Raw genomic sequence first — 16,332 nt, 5'->3', positions numbered from 1 at the left:
TGGCAGCCGCGAGGGAACTGCGCTCCCTCTCCCGCTTGCGAGGGCTTTGCGTAAAGGCGAATCTGCGATTCTCTAAGACCGAGCTGAACATGGAGCTGGGGATGGCGTATCGGCAGGTTGGGCAAGCGAGCTTCGCAGATGCGCTGGCGTCGCGGCGGGGGAAAGGGGGTGCGGTGCTGAGGCGGATTTGCGAGCTGGTCGATTGGGCGGCTATCGAGCGCGTGCTGCGCGGCCTCCCGGAACCGGAGCGTGGCGCGCCGCCCTATCCGCGGCTGGTGATGTTTAAGGCGCTGCTGTTGCAGCAATGGTACGGGCTGTCCGATCCGGAGCTGGAAGAAGCGCTCGATGACCGGACCTCGTTCCGAGAATTCTGCGGCTTTGTGCTCGGTGACGAGACGCCCGACCACACGACGATCTGGCGCTTCCGCGAAGCTTTGCAGCAGGCCAGTCTGGACGAGACGCTGTTCTCCGAGATCCTGCGCCAGATCGACGCGCGCGGGCTGGTGCTGCGCCGAGGCACATTGATCGATGCCAGCCTGATCCCGTCGGCGGTGAAGCCGCCGAAGCCACCGAAGGAGCCACTGCCGCCCGGCCCGGACGGGCGCGCGCCGAGCAAGCTGGTCAACAGCGAGCGCGATGCGGATGCGCGATGGACCAAGAAGGGTGGCAAGCGGTACTTCGGCTACAAGGCGCATGTCGGCGTCGACCAGAGCTCGGCGATCATCCGTCGCAGCAAGCTGACCGACGCCGCGGTCAACGACACGGTGCCGGCCGACGAGTTGATCAGCGGTGACGAGAAGGCGGTCTACGCCGACCAAGCCTATGACAAGCACGAGCGCCGCGCCGGGCTCGCGGCCCGGGGCATCAAGCCGCGGCTGATGTTCCGGCCCAACAAGCATCATGCCCTGACCGAGCGACAGAAGCGCTTCAACGATGCCGTGGGACGGCGCCGCGCGCCGGTCGAGCAAGTCTTCGCGCGCCTCAAGGGCGTCTACGGCTGGGCCCGCGCTCGCTATCTGGGCTTGGCACGCAACCACACTCATCTGCGCCTTCTCTGCCTGGCCATGAACCTCAAACGATGGGCAATATTGCGCCCAATCGGAGTTCCGGCATGACCGCCGCTCCGCAATACTGTCGATCGGCTGGGCAAACGAGGCCGTACATCCTCGCGCGCCGTCCAAGAGCAAGCAAAAAAATCCCTGATACAGGCCCTCACACTCCCGCAGAGGCGATTGCGCAAAGCCCTCGCAAGCGGGAGAGGTGCAGAGAGTCTGCCGCCAGACCGAAGGCGCATCATCCCGGTGCACTCGTGCGGATGATGGATGGATTCGCTGCCGGCGGGCGTTCGAGAAAATTCAGTGCTGCCTTGAGCTGGCTGTCCTGATCGGTTCCGATCAGTTGTTCCTTGATCGGCGGGGAAGCACTCTCGGGGGATGCGCCCTTGGCCGCCGGCGCAGCGTCGGATTTTGACAGCGTTCCGGGATTGGCGAATGACCCGTGGAGCTGGGCTTCGCGCCAAACCAGGGAGTTTGCGATTTGTTGATCCTTGGCCGCCTCAATGACGGTGTCGGGTGTGATCCCATCGCCCTGAATGGAGCGGCCTGACGGCGTGTAGTAAAGCGCCGTCGTCAGCCGCAGGGCGCCGTGGCCCTTGATCGGAATGATGGTTTGAACGGATCCCTTGCCGAAACTTTGCGTTCCCATCACCGTCGCGCGGTGGCGATCCTGCAGCGCGCCTGCAACGATCTCGGACGCTGACGCGGAGGCGCCGTTGACGAGAACCACCATCGGGGTGTCCGGCAGCAACGCGCCTGTTGCAGGAGCCGTGAACGCTTGATCGTCGCTGCCGTTGCGCCCGCGAATCGAGACGACGGTGCCGCCGTTCAGGAAATCGCTGGAGACGTCGACCGCGGAGGCGAGCAGGCCGCCGGGATCGTTTCGCAAATCGAGAACGACGCCGGAAAGCTTGCCGCCGGCTTCGCGCTGTAGCGTCGAGATCGCCTGGTTCAGCTCCTTCGGCGTCTCCTGGCCGAACTCGCTGATCCGCAGATATCCCATGTCATTCGCTTCCAGCTTCGACTTGACGCTGTGGACTTCAATGACTTGCCGGGTGAGGGGCACATCGAAGGGAGGCGTGCCATTGCGCAGGATCGTCAATCTCACGATCGTTCCCGGTTCTCCGCGAATCTTCCTGATCACCTCCATCAGATCGGCGCCATACGTGGTTTGGCCGTCGACCGAAACGATCGCGTCGCCCGGCTGCAAGCCCGCATTGGCGGCCGGGGTGTCGTCGATCGGCGAGAGAACGGTCGGCAACCCGTTGTGATCCAGGATCTTGAGGCCGATGCCGCCGAACTTTCCATTCATATCCTCGGTGGACTCGTGGAATTCCGGCTCGGTCATGTAGGCGGAGTGTGGGTCGAGGCGGGACAGCATTCCCTTCAGGGCCGCGTCGGTAAGCTCGCCCGAATCGACCGGATGCACGTAGTCCTGCTGCACGAGCTGCATCACGCCCGCGAGAAGGCCGAGATCGGTCCTTGAAGGGCCAGCCGCGACGTCGGATGCGAGAGCGAAGCCTGCGACGGCGGCCGATACCGTGCAGGCGATTCCGATCGCACATAAATAGGATGTTTTCATTGCTTGCCCGTCCGGTGAATGCGCTTGAGACGCGAGCGCGCCGCGCAACCCGCGCGGCGCAGCGATATTGGGCGCTGCCGTCGCGCTAGGAGCCACGCGACGGCAGGCCGGTCGTCATGCCTAGCCGATCGGCATGGCGACAAAGTGGGTATTGTCCGATGTCTTCACGCGCATCAGGATATCATGCTTGCCCTCGGACTTCGCTTCCGAAAGCGCATTGCGCAAGTCCGCAGCGGAGCTGACGCTCTTGCCTCCGACCGCAAGGATGACATCGCCGGACTGCATGCCGTGCTCGGCCGCCGGACCGTCCGGCTCGACCGCCGTGACCACAACGCCCCTGTCGCCGGCACCGCCGACGTCGCCTGACGGCGCAACCGACAGACCGAGATGGGGAATGCCTTTCGATCCTTGCTCGGACTCGTCCGCTCGGGCAATTTTCTGGGTATCATTTGGCATTTTGGCGAGGGTCACCGTGATGGTCTGCGCCTCGCCCTTGCGCAGGATGTCGAGCTTCGCCGAGCTGCCCGGCGCCATCGCTGAAATCTCCTGCGCCAGGGTTCGCGAGTCCTTGACCGCGTTGCCGTTGACCGACGTGATCACGTCGCCCGGCTGGATGCCGGCCTGTGCCGCCGGCGTATTCGGCTCGGCCTGGTCGACCAGTGCACCCTTGGCCTGCTTCAGGCCGAGGCTTTCGGCAATGCCCGCCGTGACCGGCTGCACCTGCACACCAAGCCAGCTGCGCGTCACGGAGCCGTGCTCCTTGAGCTGGGCGACGATCATCTTGACGGTCGTTGCCGGCACGTCGAAGCCGATGCCGACCGAGCCGCCGGACGGCGAATAGATCGCGGTGTTGACGCCGATCACGTTGCCATTGGTGTCGAAGGTCGGGCCGCCGGAATTGCCCTTGTTGATCGGTGCGTCGATCTGGATGTAGTTGTCATAGGGGCCTGAGCCGATATCGCGCCCTTCGGCCGAGATGATGCCGGCCGTCACGGTGCCGCCAAGGCCATAGGGGTTGCCGACCGCGACGACCCAGTCGCCGACGCGAGGAACCTGGCTTTCAAGATTGACGTACGTGAAGTCCTTCTTGCCCTCGACCTTGATGAGCGCAAGATCGGTCTTCGGATCGGTGCCGATCACCTTCGCCGTATAGATGGCGCCGTCGTCCGTCGTGACCTGTACCGACGTGGCATGATCGACGACGTGATTATTGGTCACGGCATAACCGTCCGCGGAAATGAAGAAGCCGGAGCCGACGCCGGTGATGATCTCATGGCGCTGCATGCTGCCGCCAGGCGAGCCATCGGGACCGAATTGTCGGAAGAATTTTTCGAAGGGTGTGCCTTTCATGGACGGAGGCAGGTTCTCCGCCTCGGGACCGGATGCGTTTGCATTGCTGCCTTCGTCCAGCTTCACGCGGACCGAAATGACGGCCGGCTTGACCTTCGCGACCAGGTCGGCGAAGCCCGCGGGACCTTGCGTCTGTGATATCGGCGTGGCCGCGAGCGCCTGTCCGATAAATCCGCCATGGCTCAACGGACCCGCAACAGCGACGGCGGCGCCGATCATCGCAACGGAGCCGAGCAGCGTGAGCCGCCGGGCCGACAGCGGCTTGCGATGCAGTTTGTTGTTGTCGTCTGACATGATGTCTCCCAGGAGTGGTTGCCTCATATGGCTGATGAGAAACATATCGCCGCAGCATTACGGCGTCCTGTCGGGAGCATTAATTCGAGGGATAGGTTGCTAAATTCGCGGTAACGCGCGGCAGACGATACGACGCGCGAAATGCATCGTGCATCGTTTCGCGATCTTCCCGGCATGACGGGTAGCGCGTCTCGTTGGCACTGATTTGCCCGACGGCGCAAGTCCTCGCAGCAAAAAGATTTCGGTTTATCGAAAGTGCAACTCGGTGTATGAATCCGTCCGTCCGTCTCACCCGATTGAGGGGCGCGTCGGCGCAACACATTCAGCGTCGTCCCGGCGAAAGCCGGGACCCATTACCACGAATGAAAATTGTCGCACGACGCTGGGGCCGCGTTCCCTGTCACAACCAAATTTGGCGGTTATGGGTCCCGGCTTTCGCCGGGACGACGGCTGGGCTGGGGCGCGCATCGGTCGAAATTCGCGCGCCTCAAGGAGCACCGAACTGACCATCAAAATCCGGAAAGCGCCGCCGCGCTTACTTCATCGCCGAGAAGCGGGTGTCGAACGAGTTCGACTGTATCACCGGCGTCGAGCCGGCGAGCTGGGTGTTGGTTACAGGTGCGGGCGCCGGAGCGGCTGCGGCCGTGTCGGTGACCGAGGGCTTCAGCGCCGGCTTCGCGGCCTGTTTGGTCGCGGGCTTCGGCGCGACGCGCAGCACCGATTGCGGCTTGGCCTCGGCGAGTTTCGGCGCGGGGGCCGGCGAGGGGGCGGCGGCCACGTGGGTCACGTCGGCAGTGCCGCCGAGCCCGACCTTGCGGGCGAAGCTGGAGAAGAATCCTTCGGACTTGCCGGCCGGTGCCGCCGTCGCAACGCGTGTCGATGTCGCGGTCGCCGTCGTCGCCACCACCGGCTCCTCCGGCTGGACGGCGAGATTCGGGTGCGGCGGATTGACCGTTCCGGGGATCGTGCCGGGGGCACGCGACAGTGCCAGGGTCTGCAGCGACTGGCTGTCGCCGCCCTCGGAGAGACCGGTGTTGCCTTCCGGAATCTTCGAGGCGAAAATCGCGTTCATGCCGCCGTCGATACCGGTGTTGAGGCGCGCCACAGGTATGCCCTTGGCGGCGAGCCTCGCGGTCTCGGTGTTATCCTGCTGTTCCTTCTCGCGCACGGCGTTCGCGATGTCGTCGGGGATCACATAGGCCGGGCACTTCGCGGCGGCATTGAACACCGGATCGCGCGTCGCATCCGGCGGCTTGGCGGCGTCGAAGACGTACTTCTTCTCGCAGAAGTCGACCTTCGGCTCCCGCTTCGTCACCTCGAAATGATCGTTGCCTTCCTTGATCATCTTCCAGAAAGGCATGTTCGGGTTGTTGCGGTGCTTGGCCATGTTGGCCGGCGTCATGTGGAACGGATAGGCCTGAAACTGGAACGCCTTCTGGCCGCCGAAGAAGGACTCGCGGCCGAGCGAATAGATTTCCGCGATCTGCTCGTCGGTCATCGCGTAGCAGCCGCGCGACGAACAGTCGCCATGCACCATCAGCTCCGAGCCGGTGCGGCCGAGCGCCTTGTCGAAGGCATTGGGATAGCCGGTGTTGAACGACAGATAATAGGCCGACTGCGGATTCATCTGGCTGGGGTTGATCGAATAGAACCCCTCAGGCGCCTGGCGGTCGCCTTCGCGGACCTTGGGGCCGAGATCGCCCGACCAGCGGCAGATCGGATAGGTCTTGAGCAGCGCGAAATCGCCGGAGCGGGTCTGCTTCCAGACCTCGAGCTCGGCTTCCTGCTTGAACAGCCGCACCAGGATCGGCGACTGGAGGTCCATGTCCTTCTCGACCATGGCGGCGAGGAGCTTGGGCGAGACCGGCTGGTTGGCCTTGGCGTTGGTGGCGAGCGAGACTTGGTCGGTGTCACAGCCGGCAAGCAGCACGCCCACCGCAAGAGCGGCGGAGGTGACAAGCGCGCGAACGAGCGTGCGATGAATCAAGTCGAAGCTCCACACCCACCGGGCAATTTTCGCGACCCCAACACGGCGAATATGCCCTGAAGCCATTGTCTAAAATATTAGCCTTCGGTCCCCCTGCTCGCAACCCAAACAGGGTCGACCCGTCCCTATGCTAGCGGGCATGGTTCAAGGAATGTTAAAGACCCGCCTCGGGGCCTAATTGCGGCCAAATCGGCCAATTCGGGGAAAAATCCGGTCGTTCGGGCAGGCTAGCCGAGCTTCCGGCCGATATCGAGGAACTTCTGCCGCCGCTGCTTGCGCACCGCATCCGGATCAAGATTTCGTAGGTCGCCGAGCGCCTGGGCGATGGCATCGCCGGTGGTGGCGATCATCGCCTCGGCGTCACGGTGGGCGCCGCCGGCGGGCTCTTTAAGGATCTGGTCGATCACCCCGAAGCGCAGCATGTCCTGGGCGGTGATCTTCATGCTGTTGGCGGCTTCCTGCGCCTTGCTGCCGTCGCGCCACAGGATCGAGGACGCCGCTTCCGGCGAGATCACGCTGTAGATCGCGTGTTCGAACATCAGCACGCGGTTGGCGGTGGTAATCGCAATGGCGCCGCCGGACATGCCCTCGCCGGTGACGATCGCGACATTGGGTACGCCGAGCGACAGGCAGGCGTCCGTCGAGCGCGCGATCGCCTCGGCCTGGCCGCGCTCCTCCGCGCCGATGCCGGGATAGGCGCCGGCGGAATCGACGATCGACAGCACGGGGATGCCGAACCGGTCCGCCATCTCCATCAGCCGCACCGCCTTGCGATAGCCCTCGGGGCGCGCCATGCCGAAATTGTGCTTGATGCGACTGTCGGTGGTGGCGCCCTTCTCCTGGCCGACCACGCAGATGCTCTCGCCGCGAAAACGGCCGAAGCCGCCGATCAGCGCCTCGTCGTCGGCGAATTTGCGGTCGCCGGCCATCGGCGTGAATTCGGTGACCAGCCCGTTGATGAAATCGGTGAAGTGCGGGCGCTGCGGGTGGCGCGCGACCAGCGTCTTCTGCCACGGCGTCAGATTGGCATAGAGCTCGGTGAGCGCTTGCGCCGCCTTGTCTTCGATCCGCGCGACCTCGTCGCCGATGTCGCTGCCGCTGGCCGCAAGCGCGCGCAACTCGTCGATCTTGGATTCAAGCTCGGCGACGGGTTTTTCGAAGTCGAGATAGCTGCGCATCGGGTCGGGCATCAACTCAATATAGGGAGGAACAGTGCGGGGGACGAAGCGGTTTCCGCGTGGGAAAGAGAAGTTTCGTAACTTCAATTGGTTAACGTGCATCCCGGGCCGAACGCACGTTGCGGGTCGCAGGCAGGTGACGCTCTTTCTGCGGAGATGTCGCGGAAGTCAAGGCGGCCGTCATTTTTCCGCCAGCGGATGCAGGTCGCGGACCAGGCTCTTCAGCCGCTCCTCGACCACATGGGTGTAAATCTGGGTGGTCGAGATATCGGTGTGGCCGAGCAGGGTCTGCACGATCCGCAGGTCGGCGCCATTGTGCAGCAGATGGCTGGCAAAGGCGTGGCGCAGCACATGCGGCGAGACCAGTCGCGGGGCGAGGCCGGAGGCGGCCGCAAGCTCCTTGAGGTCGCGGGCGAAATGCTGCCGCGTCAGGTGGCCGCTCTCGCCGAAGGAGGGAAACAGCCATTTCGAGGGCGCGGCTTTCTTCTTCTCCGGCTGCATCACTGCCACCGCCGCCAGATAATCCGCCATCGCGTGGCGCGAGGCGTCGTTGAGCGGCACCAGCCGTTCCTTGTTGCCCTTGCCGCGCACCACGATCATCCGCGCGTCGCGCCGCGCGGCGGCGAGCGGCAGCGAGACCAGTTCGGAGACACGCAGGCCGGTGGCGTAGAGCACTTCGAGCAGGCAATAGAGCCGCAGCGCGCGCAGCCGCTGTGCCGGCGAGACGTCGGTCTGGGTGAGCTCCTTGGCGCGCGTCAGCATGCGGTCGACGTCCGCGATCGACAGCACCTTGGGCAGGCCGCGGCCGCGCTTCGGTCCGGACAGGATGGCGGCCGGATCGTCGCTGCGGATCCGCTCGTTGAGCAGGAACCGATAGAGATGCCGCATCGCCGACAGCCGCCGCGCCACGCTCGACGATTTGAAACTTCTCGCATCGAGATCGGCGAGATAGCCGCGCAGCGCCTCGGTGTCGGCGCCGACAAAGGCTTGGCCGGAGCGGGCGAGGTAGTCGGAGCAATCGGTGAGGTCGCGCCGGTAGGCGTCGAGCGTGTTGGCGCCGGCCCCCTGTTCCGCGGCGAGCATGTCGAGGAACAGCGCAGTCAGGCTGGCATCGGAGGTCTTGGCAGAGTTCTTGGCAGATGTGGTCTTGGAACGCATGGCCGAGACGATAGCGCCTATTTCTTGAGGAACTTATCCGGCGGGATGGTCACGGTCATTTCCCGCGGCTTCGGGTGTACAAAATTTGCCAGCGAAAAAACGATGCCGTAGCCGATCCCGAAGATCACGGCGACGACCGTCAGGAAGCGGAACAGGCTGGGCATGGAGGGGGCTCGGGGGGCGAATTAACCAATGAAATCATCCATCATGTTCCCCGCGCGGTTGCAAGAGTCGCTGGTAACGGTATCGCCGGGGGTAGTATAGGTGACCGAAACCCGGCAAATCATCCGATAACCGAGCTTTTTGATGTCCGATACAGCCGTACCGGCCCCGACCACCCCGACCCTGGAGGCCGACATCACGGCCGCGCTGGGGCGGCGGTCGATCGTGCTGGTCGGCATGATGGGCGCCGGCAAGTCGACCATTGGCCGGCGGATGGCCGCGCGCCTCCGGCTGCCTTTTACCGATGCCGACACCGAGATCGAGACAGCGGCGGTCATGTCGATCCCGGAGATTTTCGAAACCCATGGCGAGCCGTATTTTCGCGACGGCGAGGCGCGGGTGATTGCGCGAATCCTCGACAGCGGTCCGATCGTGCTGGCCACCGGCGGCGGCGCCTTCATGCGCGAGGAGACCCGCAACCGGATCCGGGAGCGAGCGATCTCGATCTGGCTCAAGGCCGATACCGATATTATCATGCGCCGGGTCCGCCGCCGCGCCGACCGCCCGCTGTTGCAGACCCCCGACCCCGAGGCGACCATTAACCGCCTGCTCGGCGAGCGCGAGCCGATCTACCGGAATGCCGACCTGACGATCGCCTCGCGCGACGTGCCGCATGATCGCATCGTCGACGAATGCCTCGAGGCCCTGCACGCCCATCTGTGCGGCACGCCTCCACCGATCGAACCGACACCACAGGATGGGATGAACACGACCTCATGACTGCGCCGCTGAAACATTCCGCGTCTGTTACGGTCGACGTCGCGCTCGGCGATCGCGCCTATGACATCGTCATCGGCCGCGACGTGCTGAAGTCGCTGGGCGCGCGCGTGGCAGCGCTGCGGCCCGGCGTGCGCACCGCCATCGTCACCGACCGCACCGTTGCAAAGCACTGGCTGGAGCCGACCGAGGCGTCGCTCGCCGCTGTGGGCATTCCGACCTCGCGGATCGTGGTCGAGGAAGGCGAGGGCTCGAAGAGCTATGCCACCCTGTCGCAGGTCAGCGAAGCCCTGGTCGCGGCGAAGATCGAGCGCAATGATCTCGTGATCGCGCTCGGCGGTGGCGTGGTCGGCGATCTCGCCGGCTTTGCGGCGTCGATCCTGCGCCGCGGCGTCGATTTCGTGCAGGTGCCGACCTCGCTGCTGGCGCAGGTCGATTCCTCGGTCGGCGGCAAGACTGGCATCAACTCGCCGCAGGGCAAGAACCTGATCGGCGCGTTCCACCAGCCGGTGCTGGTCATCGCCGATACGTCGGTGCTGGATACGCTGTCGCCGCGCCAGTTCCGGGCCGGCTACGCCGAGGTCGCGAAGTACGGCGTCCTTGGCGATGAGGCTTTCTTCAGCTGGCTTGAGGCCAATCACGCCGACATCGTCGCCGGCGGCGCGGCGCGCGAGCATGCGATCGCGGCATCCTGCCGCGCCAAGGCAGCGATCGTCTCCCGCGACGAGCGCGAGACCGGCGAGCGCGCGCTGCTCAATCTCGGCCATACCTTCGGCCATGCGCTGGAAGCCGCGACCGGCTTCTCCGACCGCCTGTTCCACGGCGAGGGCGTCTCGGTCGGCATGGTGCTCGCGGCGGAATTTTCCGCACAGCTCGGCATGATCGCGCCCGACGACGCGGCGCGGATCGCGCGTCATCTTTCCACGGTAGGATTGCCGACGGGCCTGCCGGATATTGCGGGCTTCGCCCAGGAAGGCCTCGCCGATGCCGACGCGTTGCTGGCGCTGATGGCGCAGGACAAAAAGGTCAAGCGCGGCAAGCTCACTTTCATCCTGCTGGAGGCCGTCGGCCGCGCCGTGATCGCCAACAATGTCGAGCCGTCGCTGGTGCGCGACTTCCTGCAGGCGAAACTTGCGAAGCACTAGGGCATGATGATGTGGACCCGGAAAGCCGCGTCAGCCAAAGGTGGTACCGGTTTGCCAAAGGGATCATGCGAAGAACACTGTTCGGGTGAACGAAGTTGGACTGGATAACCCTCTCCATCGTGATCGGCTGCCTTGTGGTTTCCGCCTTCTTTTCGGCGAGTGAGACCGCGCTGACGGGCGCCTCGCGCGCCAGCATGTTGCGGCTGTCGAAACAGGGCAACAGCGAAGCCACCCTCGTTTCCAGCCTGATGGCGATGCGCGAGCGGATGATCGGTGCGCTGCTGCTCGGCAACAATATCGCCAATATCGGCGCCTCCGCGCTGGCGACCGGCATCTTCACCGCATGGTTCGGCGATGTCGGTGTGCTCTATGCCACCTGCGTGATGACGGTGCTGGTGGTGATTTTCGCGGAGGTGCTGCCCAAGACCGTCGCCATCAATGCGCCGGAGCGGATGTCGCTCCTGGTGGCGCGGCCGATGCGGCTCACGGTGCTTGTGCTCGGTCCGCTCCTGACCGTCATCGAGGCCATCGTTCGTGTCCTGATGAGGCTGCTCGGCATCAGGATCGGTGCCTATCAGGCCATCCTGTCGCCCACGGAACGTCTGCGTGGCGCGGTCGACCTGTTGCATCATGAAGGCAAGGTCGAGAAGCAGGACCGCGACATGCTCGGCGGCCTGCTCGATCTGAGCGAGCTGCAGGTTTCCGACGTCATGGTCCACCGCACCGAAATGACCACGGTCAATGCCGACCTGCCGCCGGAGGAACTGGTGCGCGAGGTGCTGGCGAGCGAATACACCCGCATCCCGCTGTGGCGGGAGAAGCCGGAGAACATCGTCGGCGTGCTGCACGCCAAGGATTTGCTGCGCGCCATCCGTGCCAACGAGGGCGACATGTCTGCCATCGATGCCTCGGCGATCGCACTGCCGCCATGGTTCGTGCCGGAGATGCGCCCGGTCTCCGAGCAGTTGAAGGCGTTCCGCCGCCGCAAGACCCACTTCGCCCTGGTCGTCGACGAATATGGCGAGGTCGAAGGCATGGTGACGCTGGAGGACATCCTGGAGGAGATCGTCGGCGACATCTCCGACGAGCACGACGTCGTCGTGGCCGGCGTGCGCGCCCAGCCGGACGGTTCTGTCGTGGTCGACGGCTCGGTGCCGATCCGCGATCTCAACCGCGCGATGGACTGGCGCCTGCCGGACGAAGAGGCGACCACGGTCGCCGGCCTCGTGATCCACGAGGCGCGGTCGATCCCCGACCGCGGCCAGAGTTTCACCTTCCATGGATTCCGTTTCCGCGTACTGCGCCGCGAGCGCAACCGCATCGCCGCGCTGCGCATCGTCGCCGTTCCGCGCGAGGGCGCCGAGCTGGACGAGAAGAAGCCGAAGCGGGCCGGCACAGCGTTCTAGCTTCTCAGGGCGTACTCTTGATCTCCGTCACCCTGACAGCTTGTGAAGTTGAGGCGAGCGACTACTCGATATCGATCGAGACGCCCGAGAGCTTCCACGCGCCGTCGGAGGGGATGAAGCCGAGCTGGTACTTCACCTGCTTCGGCGTGGTGTCGAAATGGCCTTTCAACTGCAGCACGCCCTTCTCGTCGATCTTGGCGTCCTCGTCCAGAACGATCGGCTTGGCGACGACCGCATCGAACACCGCGTGCTTGTCGACCAGGTCCTTGAAGGTCGTCTTAAGCTTGTCCGGCGAAAACTGGTCGCGGAATGGCTTTGAGATTTTGGTGTGGAACACCGTGAAGTTATCGGCGGCCACCGCATCGTTGAGCGACACCAGGATGCTCTTGATCAACACTTCCTGAACAAAGGGACTCGGCATATCCAACGCCGAGGCCGGAAGTGTTGCTGCCATCAGCAGCAGGCCGGCGGCGGTTGCGATGGTTCGGAAACGTGCCCAGCAAGGGATCATCAAGCAGCCCCTCAAATTGGTGGCGACGTGATCCAAAACCGACCGCCCTCACGGAGCGGGTCCATCGCCGGTGGTCTCTCTTCCAGATAGATAAAAACCGCTGCGACGTCTTGAGGCAAGCGCGAACTAGCCCTGCTTTTCCCCGGGCGCGTGCGCGCGGATCGCCAGCGCATGCACGGAGCCGGCGAGTTCCTGCGCCAGCGTCCCATTTATCATCCGGTGACGTTCGATCCGGCTCTTCCCTTCGAAGGCCGGCGACACAATATACACCCGGAAGTGCGTCTCGCCGCCTGGCCGATGGCCGGCGTGGCCCTCATGCAGATGTGATTCATCTGATACGTCGAGGCTTTCCGGCAAGAAAGCTTCACGCAACTTGTTTATGATAGCGTCTTTTGTGCTCATGGCGGCGGCTTACGTTCGCGACGGCTTTTCGTCAATAGTGCAGCGGGAAACGGGGTCTACGCAATGTCAAGACTTGAAGAATTGTGCATTGCGTAGTCAAAGAGAACATGCCGATCGATTCATCAAAATTCTTCGACTCCATTCGCATCAAGCCGACCAAGGTGAGTGCGAAGCGTCAGGCGCAGGCCGGCACGGAGGCGGTCGCCTGCGAGTGGGCGGGCTGCCAGAACAAGGGTGCGCACCGCGCTCCGAAGGGTCGTGAGAACTCGCGCGAGTATTGGCACTTCTGTCTCGATCACGTCCGCGAGTACAACCAGTCCTACAATTTCTTCCAGGGCATGAACCCGGATGACGTCGCGCGCTACCAGAAGGATGCGCTGACCGGCCATCGCCCGACCTGGAAGATGGGGGCCAATGGCTCCAAGAAGGGCGAGGGCGATATCGACGCGGCGTCCGATCCGTTCCACATGTTCTCCGAACTCAATGGCCGCGGCCGCTGGCGGCCGGGTCCGGGTGGCGCGCAGGAGGCCAAGCCGGAAACGCGCAAGGTCATGAACGCCGAGCGCAAGGCGTTGCAGGTGATGGGGCTCGGCCCCAGCGCGACGCTCGAGGACGTCAAGTCAAAGTACAAGGCGCTGGTCAAGCAGCACCACCCCGACGCCAATGGCGGTGACCGCTCCACCGAGGACCGCCTGATCGAAATCATCAAGGCGTATAATTACCTGAAGACCGTGGTGCGCGAGGCCTGATCTCTCGCCTTCGTCGTCCCTGCGAAAGCAGGGACCCATAACCACCGGCGGTTATTGTTCACACGAGATGTCTGCCCGATTGCCCATTGATGGGCTGCGGCGTATGGGTCCCCTGAGTTCACAGGGACGACGGCGGAGTGTGTGGCTCCGCCGTCGTATGCGTTCAAACAGCCTGGTTGCCAGAGCTCTTCGGCATCACCCCGACATAGGACGAACTTGGCCGGATCAGCCGTCCGGTGCGCTGCTGCTCCCTCGCGTGCGCGGTCCAGCCGGCGGCGCGGGCTGTGGCGAAAATCGGCGTAAACGCCTGCCGCGGGATCTGCAGCGCATCGAGCAGGATCGCGGTGAAGAACTCGACATTGGTCTCGAGCGGCCGCTCTGGATTCTTCTTCCGCAAGGCTGCGCGGATGTAGGCTTCGACCTCGCCGGCAAACGGCAGGTCGGCGCCGTCGGCCTCGAGCCGCTGGATCGCAACCTTCAGCACGTCGGCGCGCGGGTCGCGCACGCGATAGACGCGATGGCCGAAGCCCATCAGCCGTTCGCCGCGCGCCAGTGCGTCGTCGACCCAGGGCTCGATGCGCTCGCGCGTGCCGATCGCATCGAGCATTTCGAGCACCGGCTCCGGCGCGCCGCCGTGCAGCGGGCCTGTCAGTGCGCAATAGCCGCCGGTGATCGCTGCGAACAAATCGGCCTGGGTCGATGCGATCACCCGCGCGGTGAAGGTCGATGCGTTCATGCCGTGATCGCAGACGGTGACGAAATAGGCATCCAGCGCCGCGACCTCGCGCGGCTCGACCTTGCGGTTGAGCAGCATGCGCAACGTGTCGGCGGCGTGGCTGACATTCGGGTCGGGTGCGATGGCATCAAGGCCCCTGGCGCGCTGAACCAGTGCGCCAGCGATCACGGGAAACGCGCCGACGATGGTTGCCTCGTGCTCCAGCCCGTTCTCGCCGCGCAGTCCGGCGATCGCGGCACGGAAGCCATCGACGATGGACATGCCGCGTGTTGCGGGCAGCAGATCCGGCAGGCGCGCAAACGCGCGTTCGCGGCCGGCACCGAGGCTGGCGCGGACATTGGCCTCGCTCAGCGTCGTACCGGTGGCGCCGTTCCACAGCCGTGCGGTGACGCCCTCGAAGCTGGATTTGTCCGCGAGGTCGGCGACGTGCTCGCCGGCGATGATCAATTCGCCGCGCTCGCCGTCGACATGGCTCAACACGGTCTCGGCGGCCGGAACGCCGTCCAGACCGATCTGGCTCTTGGTGAGATGCATATTCATGGCCTGATCTCCTGTTTCACATTTGAAAGATCGGACCTCTCGACGAGTTGATCAATCTTGATTATATCAATCAATATGAAAAAATCTGCCGCGCTCTACCTGTCCGCCCGGGAAGCTGCCGCCGAACTCGCGATCTCGCCGGCGACGCTTTACGCCTATGTCAGCCGCGGAATGATCCGCTCCGAGCCGTCGCCGGATTCGCGCAGCCACCGCTACCGCGCCGAAGACATCAGGGGACTGAAGGAGCGCCGCGTGCCGTCGCCGGAGCCGCGCGGCTTGAGGAATTTCGATGCTGACCTGCCGGTGATGGATTCGGCCATTGCGACCATCACCGAGCAGGGGCCGATCTATCGCGGGGTGAACTGCGTCGAACTTGCGGAGCGGGACACGCTGGAGCATACCGCGACGCTGCTGTGGGACGTCACTGGCGTCGATCCGTTCGCTTCCGACAATTGCCCGCATGTCTCGGACGAGATGCGCGCGATCGCGGAGGCTGCGCGCCGCGCTGCGCCGATTGACCGCACGGTCGCGGTGCTGGCGCTCGCGGCGAGCGCCGATCCCGGCGCATTCACTCGCGCGCCCGACGGCCGCGCAATCGTGGGCGCCCGAATTTTGCGACTGCTGGTCGCAACCATGTTGAACGCGCCAGTATCGGCCGATCCCCTGCATGAGCAGGCCGCGCGGGTCTGGACATCAGGCAACAAGCACGCGCCGGACCTGATCCGCCGTGCGCTCGTGCTGCTCGCCGATCACGAACTGAACGCTTCGACCTTCACCGTGCGCTGCGCGGCGTCGACCGGCCTCAATCTCTACGACGCTGTTATCGCGGGTCTCGTGGCGCTGAAGGGCCCGAAGCATGGCGGCGCCGGCGTGCTCGCCTCACATTTGGTCAGAACGCTGATCGACAACGATGTCGCCCCGGTGATTCGCGAGCGCGTCGCGCTCGGCGAGCGCTTCGCCGGCTTCGGCCACGGCGTCTACAAAAAGGGAGATCCGCGCGCGATTTCGCTGCTCGAGGCGCTGACGCGCGCCGGCGCGCCGCGTAAATTCACCAGGGAAGTGCCGGAGCGGATCGCAGAGGCGACCGGCGAGTTCGTGAACATCGACTATGCGCTGGCGGTGCTGGTGCATGCTCTGAGGATGCCGGCGGGCAGCGAGCTTGCGCTATTTGCGATGGCGCGCAGCGTCGGCTGGATCGCGCATGCCAGCGAGCAATTGCAGCACGGCAAGCTGATCCGGCCCCGCGCGCGCTATGTCGGCCCCGCGCCGGGACGCAGCGGTACGACCAACAGCCTCTGAC

At 64.6% G+C, this 16,332-nt stretch carries 16 protein-coding genes; 6 read left to right on the top strand and 10 right to left on the bottom strand.

Annotation, left to right across the window (positions count from 1 at the left end; translation table 11 throughout):
* Positions 1–101: 101 nt before the first annotated feature.
* Positions 102–1,115, top strand: coding sequence for an IS5 family transposase (locus ACP2YO_RS47000; RefSeq protein WP_426434110.1), 1,014 nt, complete (start codon positions 102–104; stop codon positions 1,113–1,115).
* Between the two features lie 178 nt (positions 1,116–1,293).
* Here ACP2YO_RS47000 and ACP2YO_RS46995 read toward each other — a convergent pair whose 3' ends face one another.
* From ACP2YO_RS46995 to ACP2YO_RS46965, 7 genes are all read right to left on the bottom strand, one after another.
* Positions 1,294–2,637: a S41 family peptidase gene (locus tag ACP2YO_RS46995; protein WP_426437918.1), complete on the bottom strand. Its 1,344-nt coding sequence runs from the start codon at positions 2,635–2,637 to the stop codon at positions 1,294–1,296.
* Positions 2,638–2,757: 120 nt separating this feature from the next.
* Entirely contained in the window at positions 2,758–4,281 is a 1,524-nt protein-coding gene (locus ACP2YO_RS46990) for a Do family serine endopeptidase (RefSeq protein WP_426437917.1), read from the bottom strand.
* A gap of 535 nt (positions 4,282–4,816) precedes the next feature.
* Positions 4,817–6,268, bottom strand: coding sequence for a L,D-transpeptidase family protein (locus ACP2YO_RS46985; protein ID WP_426437916.1), 1,452 nt, complete (start codon positions 6,266–6,268; stop codon positions 4,817–4,819).
* A gap of 227 nt (positions 6,269–6,495) precedes the next feature.
* Complete coding sequence (locus ACP2YO_RS46980) at positions 6,496–7,458, bottom strand: acetyl-CoA carboxylase carboxyltransferase subunit alpha (RefSeq protein WP_426437915.1); 963 nt, start codon at positions 7,456–7,458, stop codon at positions 6,496–6,498.
* Between the two features lie 168 nt (positions 7,459–7,626).
* Complete coding sequence (gene xerD, locus ACP2YO_RS46975; protein ID WP_426437914.1) at positions 7,627–8,604, bottom strand: site-specific tyrosine recombinase XerD; 978 nt, start codon at positions 8,602–8,604, stop codon at positions 7,627–7,629.
* A gap of 17 nt (positions 8,605–8,621) precedes the next feature.
* Positions 8,622–8,768, bottom strand: a complete 147-nt coding sequence (locus ACP2YO_RS46970) for a histidine kinase (protein ID WP_426437913.1) — start codon at positions 8,766–8,768, stop codon at positions 8,622–8,624.
* Positions 8,769–8,789: 21 nt separating this feature from the next.
* Positions 8,790–9,005: a hypothetical protein gene (locus ACP2YO_RS46965; protein WP_426443541.1), complete on the bottom strand. Its 216-nt coding sequence runs from the start codon at positions 9,003–9,005 to the stop codon at positions 8,790–8,792.
* On the opposite strand from ACP2YO_RS46965, the gene ACP2YO_RS46960 reads away from it, so the two are divergent.
* From ACP2YO_RS46960 to ACP2YO_RS46950, 3 genes are all read left to right on the top strand, one after another.
* A complete protein-coding gene (locus ACP2YO_RS46960) occupies positions 8,911–9,546 on the top strand; it encodes a shikimate kinase (protein WP_426437912.1) in 636 nt (211 codons plus the stop codon). The genes ACP2YO_RS46965 and ACP2YO_RS46960 overlap by 95 nt on opposite strands.
* On the top strand, positions 9,543–10,688 hold the full coding sequence (aroB, locus tag ACP2YO_RS46955; protein ID WP_426437911.1) for a 3-dehydroquinate synthase: 1,146 nt from the start codon (positions 9,543–9,545) through the stop codon (positions 10,686–10,688). The genes ACP2YO_RS46960 and aroB overlap by 4 nt, the downstream gene beginning before the upstream one ends.
* A 95-nt stretch (positions 10,689–10,783) precedes the next feature.
* Positions 10,784–12,094, top strand: coding sequence for an HlyC/CorC family transporter (locus tag ACP2YO_RS46950; protein ID WP_426437910.1), 1,311 nt, complete (start codon positions 10,784–10,786; stop codon positions 12,092–12,094).
* 61 nt (positions 12,095–12,155) lie between these two features.
* Here the strand turns inward: ACP2YO_RS46950 and ACP2YO_RS46945 are convergent, their stop codons facing one another.
* Together ACP2YO_RS46945 and ACP2YO_RS46940 are read right to left on the bottom strand one after the other, a co-directional pair.
* Positions 12,156–12,605, bottom strand: coding sequence for a hypothetical protein (locus ACP2YO_RS46945; protein WP_426437909.1), 450 nt, complete (start codon positions 12,603–12,605; stop codon positions 12,156–12,158).
* 126 nt (positions 12,606–12,731) lie between these two features.
* Entirely contained in the window at positions 12,732–13,007 is a 276-nt protein-coding gene (locus ACP2YO_RS46940; RefSeq protein ID WP_426437908.1) for a BolA family protein, read from the bottom strand.
* Between the two features lie 107 nt (positions 13,008–13,114).
* Between ACP2YO_RS46940 and ACP2YO_RS46935 the strand changes: the two genes are divergently transcribed.
* Positions 13,115–13,756: a J domain-containing protein gene (locus ACP2YO_RS46935; protein WP_426437907.1), complete on the top strand. Its 642-nt coding sequence runs from the start codon at positions 13,115–13,117 to the stop codon at positions 13,754–13,756.
* Positions 13,757–13,919: 163 nt separating this feature from the next.
* On the opposite strand, the gene ACP2YO_RS46930 is transcribed toward ACP2YO_RS46935, so the two are convergent.
* The gene (locus ACP2YO_RS46930) at positions 13,920–15,032 is read right to left on the bottom strand and encodes a citrate synthase/methylcitrate synthase (RefSeq protein ID WP_426437906.1); all 1,113 of its coding nucleotides are present in this window, start codon (positions 15,030–15,032) and stop codon (positions 13,920–13,922) included.
* Between the two features lie 75 nt (positions 15,033–15,107).
* On the opposite strand from ACP2YO_RS46930, the gene ACP2YO_RS46925 reads away from it, so the two are divergent.
* Positions 15,108–16,331, top strand: coding sequence for a citrate/2-methylcitrate synthase (locus ACP2YO_RS46925; RefSeq protein ID WP_426437905.1), 1,224 nt, complete (start codon positions 15,108–15,110; stop codon positions 16,329–16,331).
* Position 16,332 lies beyond the last annotated feature (1 nt).

The organism is Bradyrhizobium genosp. P (assembly GCF_049949265.1).
In the GTDB taxonomy this organism is placed as follows: domain Bacteria; phylum Pseudomonadota; class Alphaproteobacteria; order Rhizobiales; family Xanthobacteraceae; genus Bradyrhizobium.
This window is presented reverse-complemented; position numbering and strand designations above follow the sequence as displayed.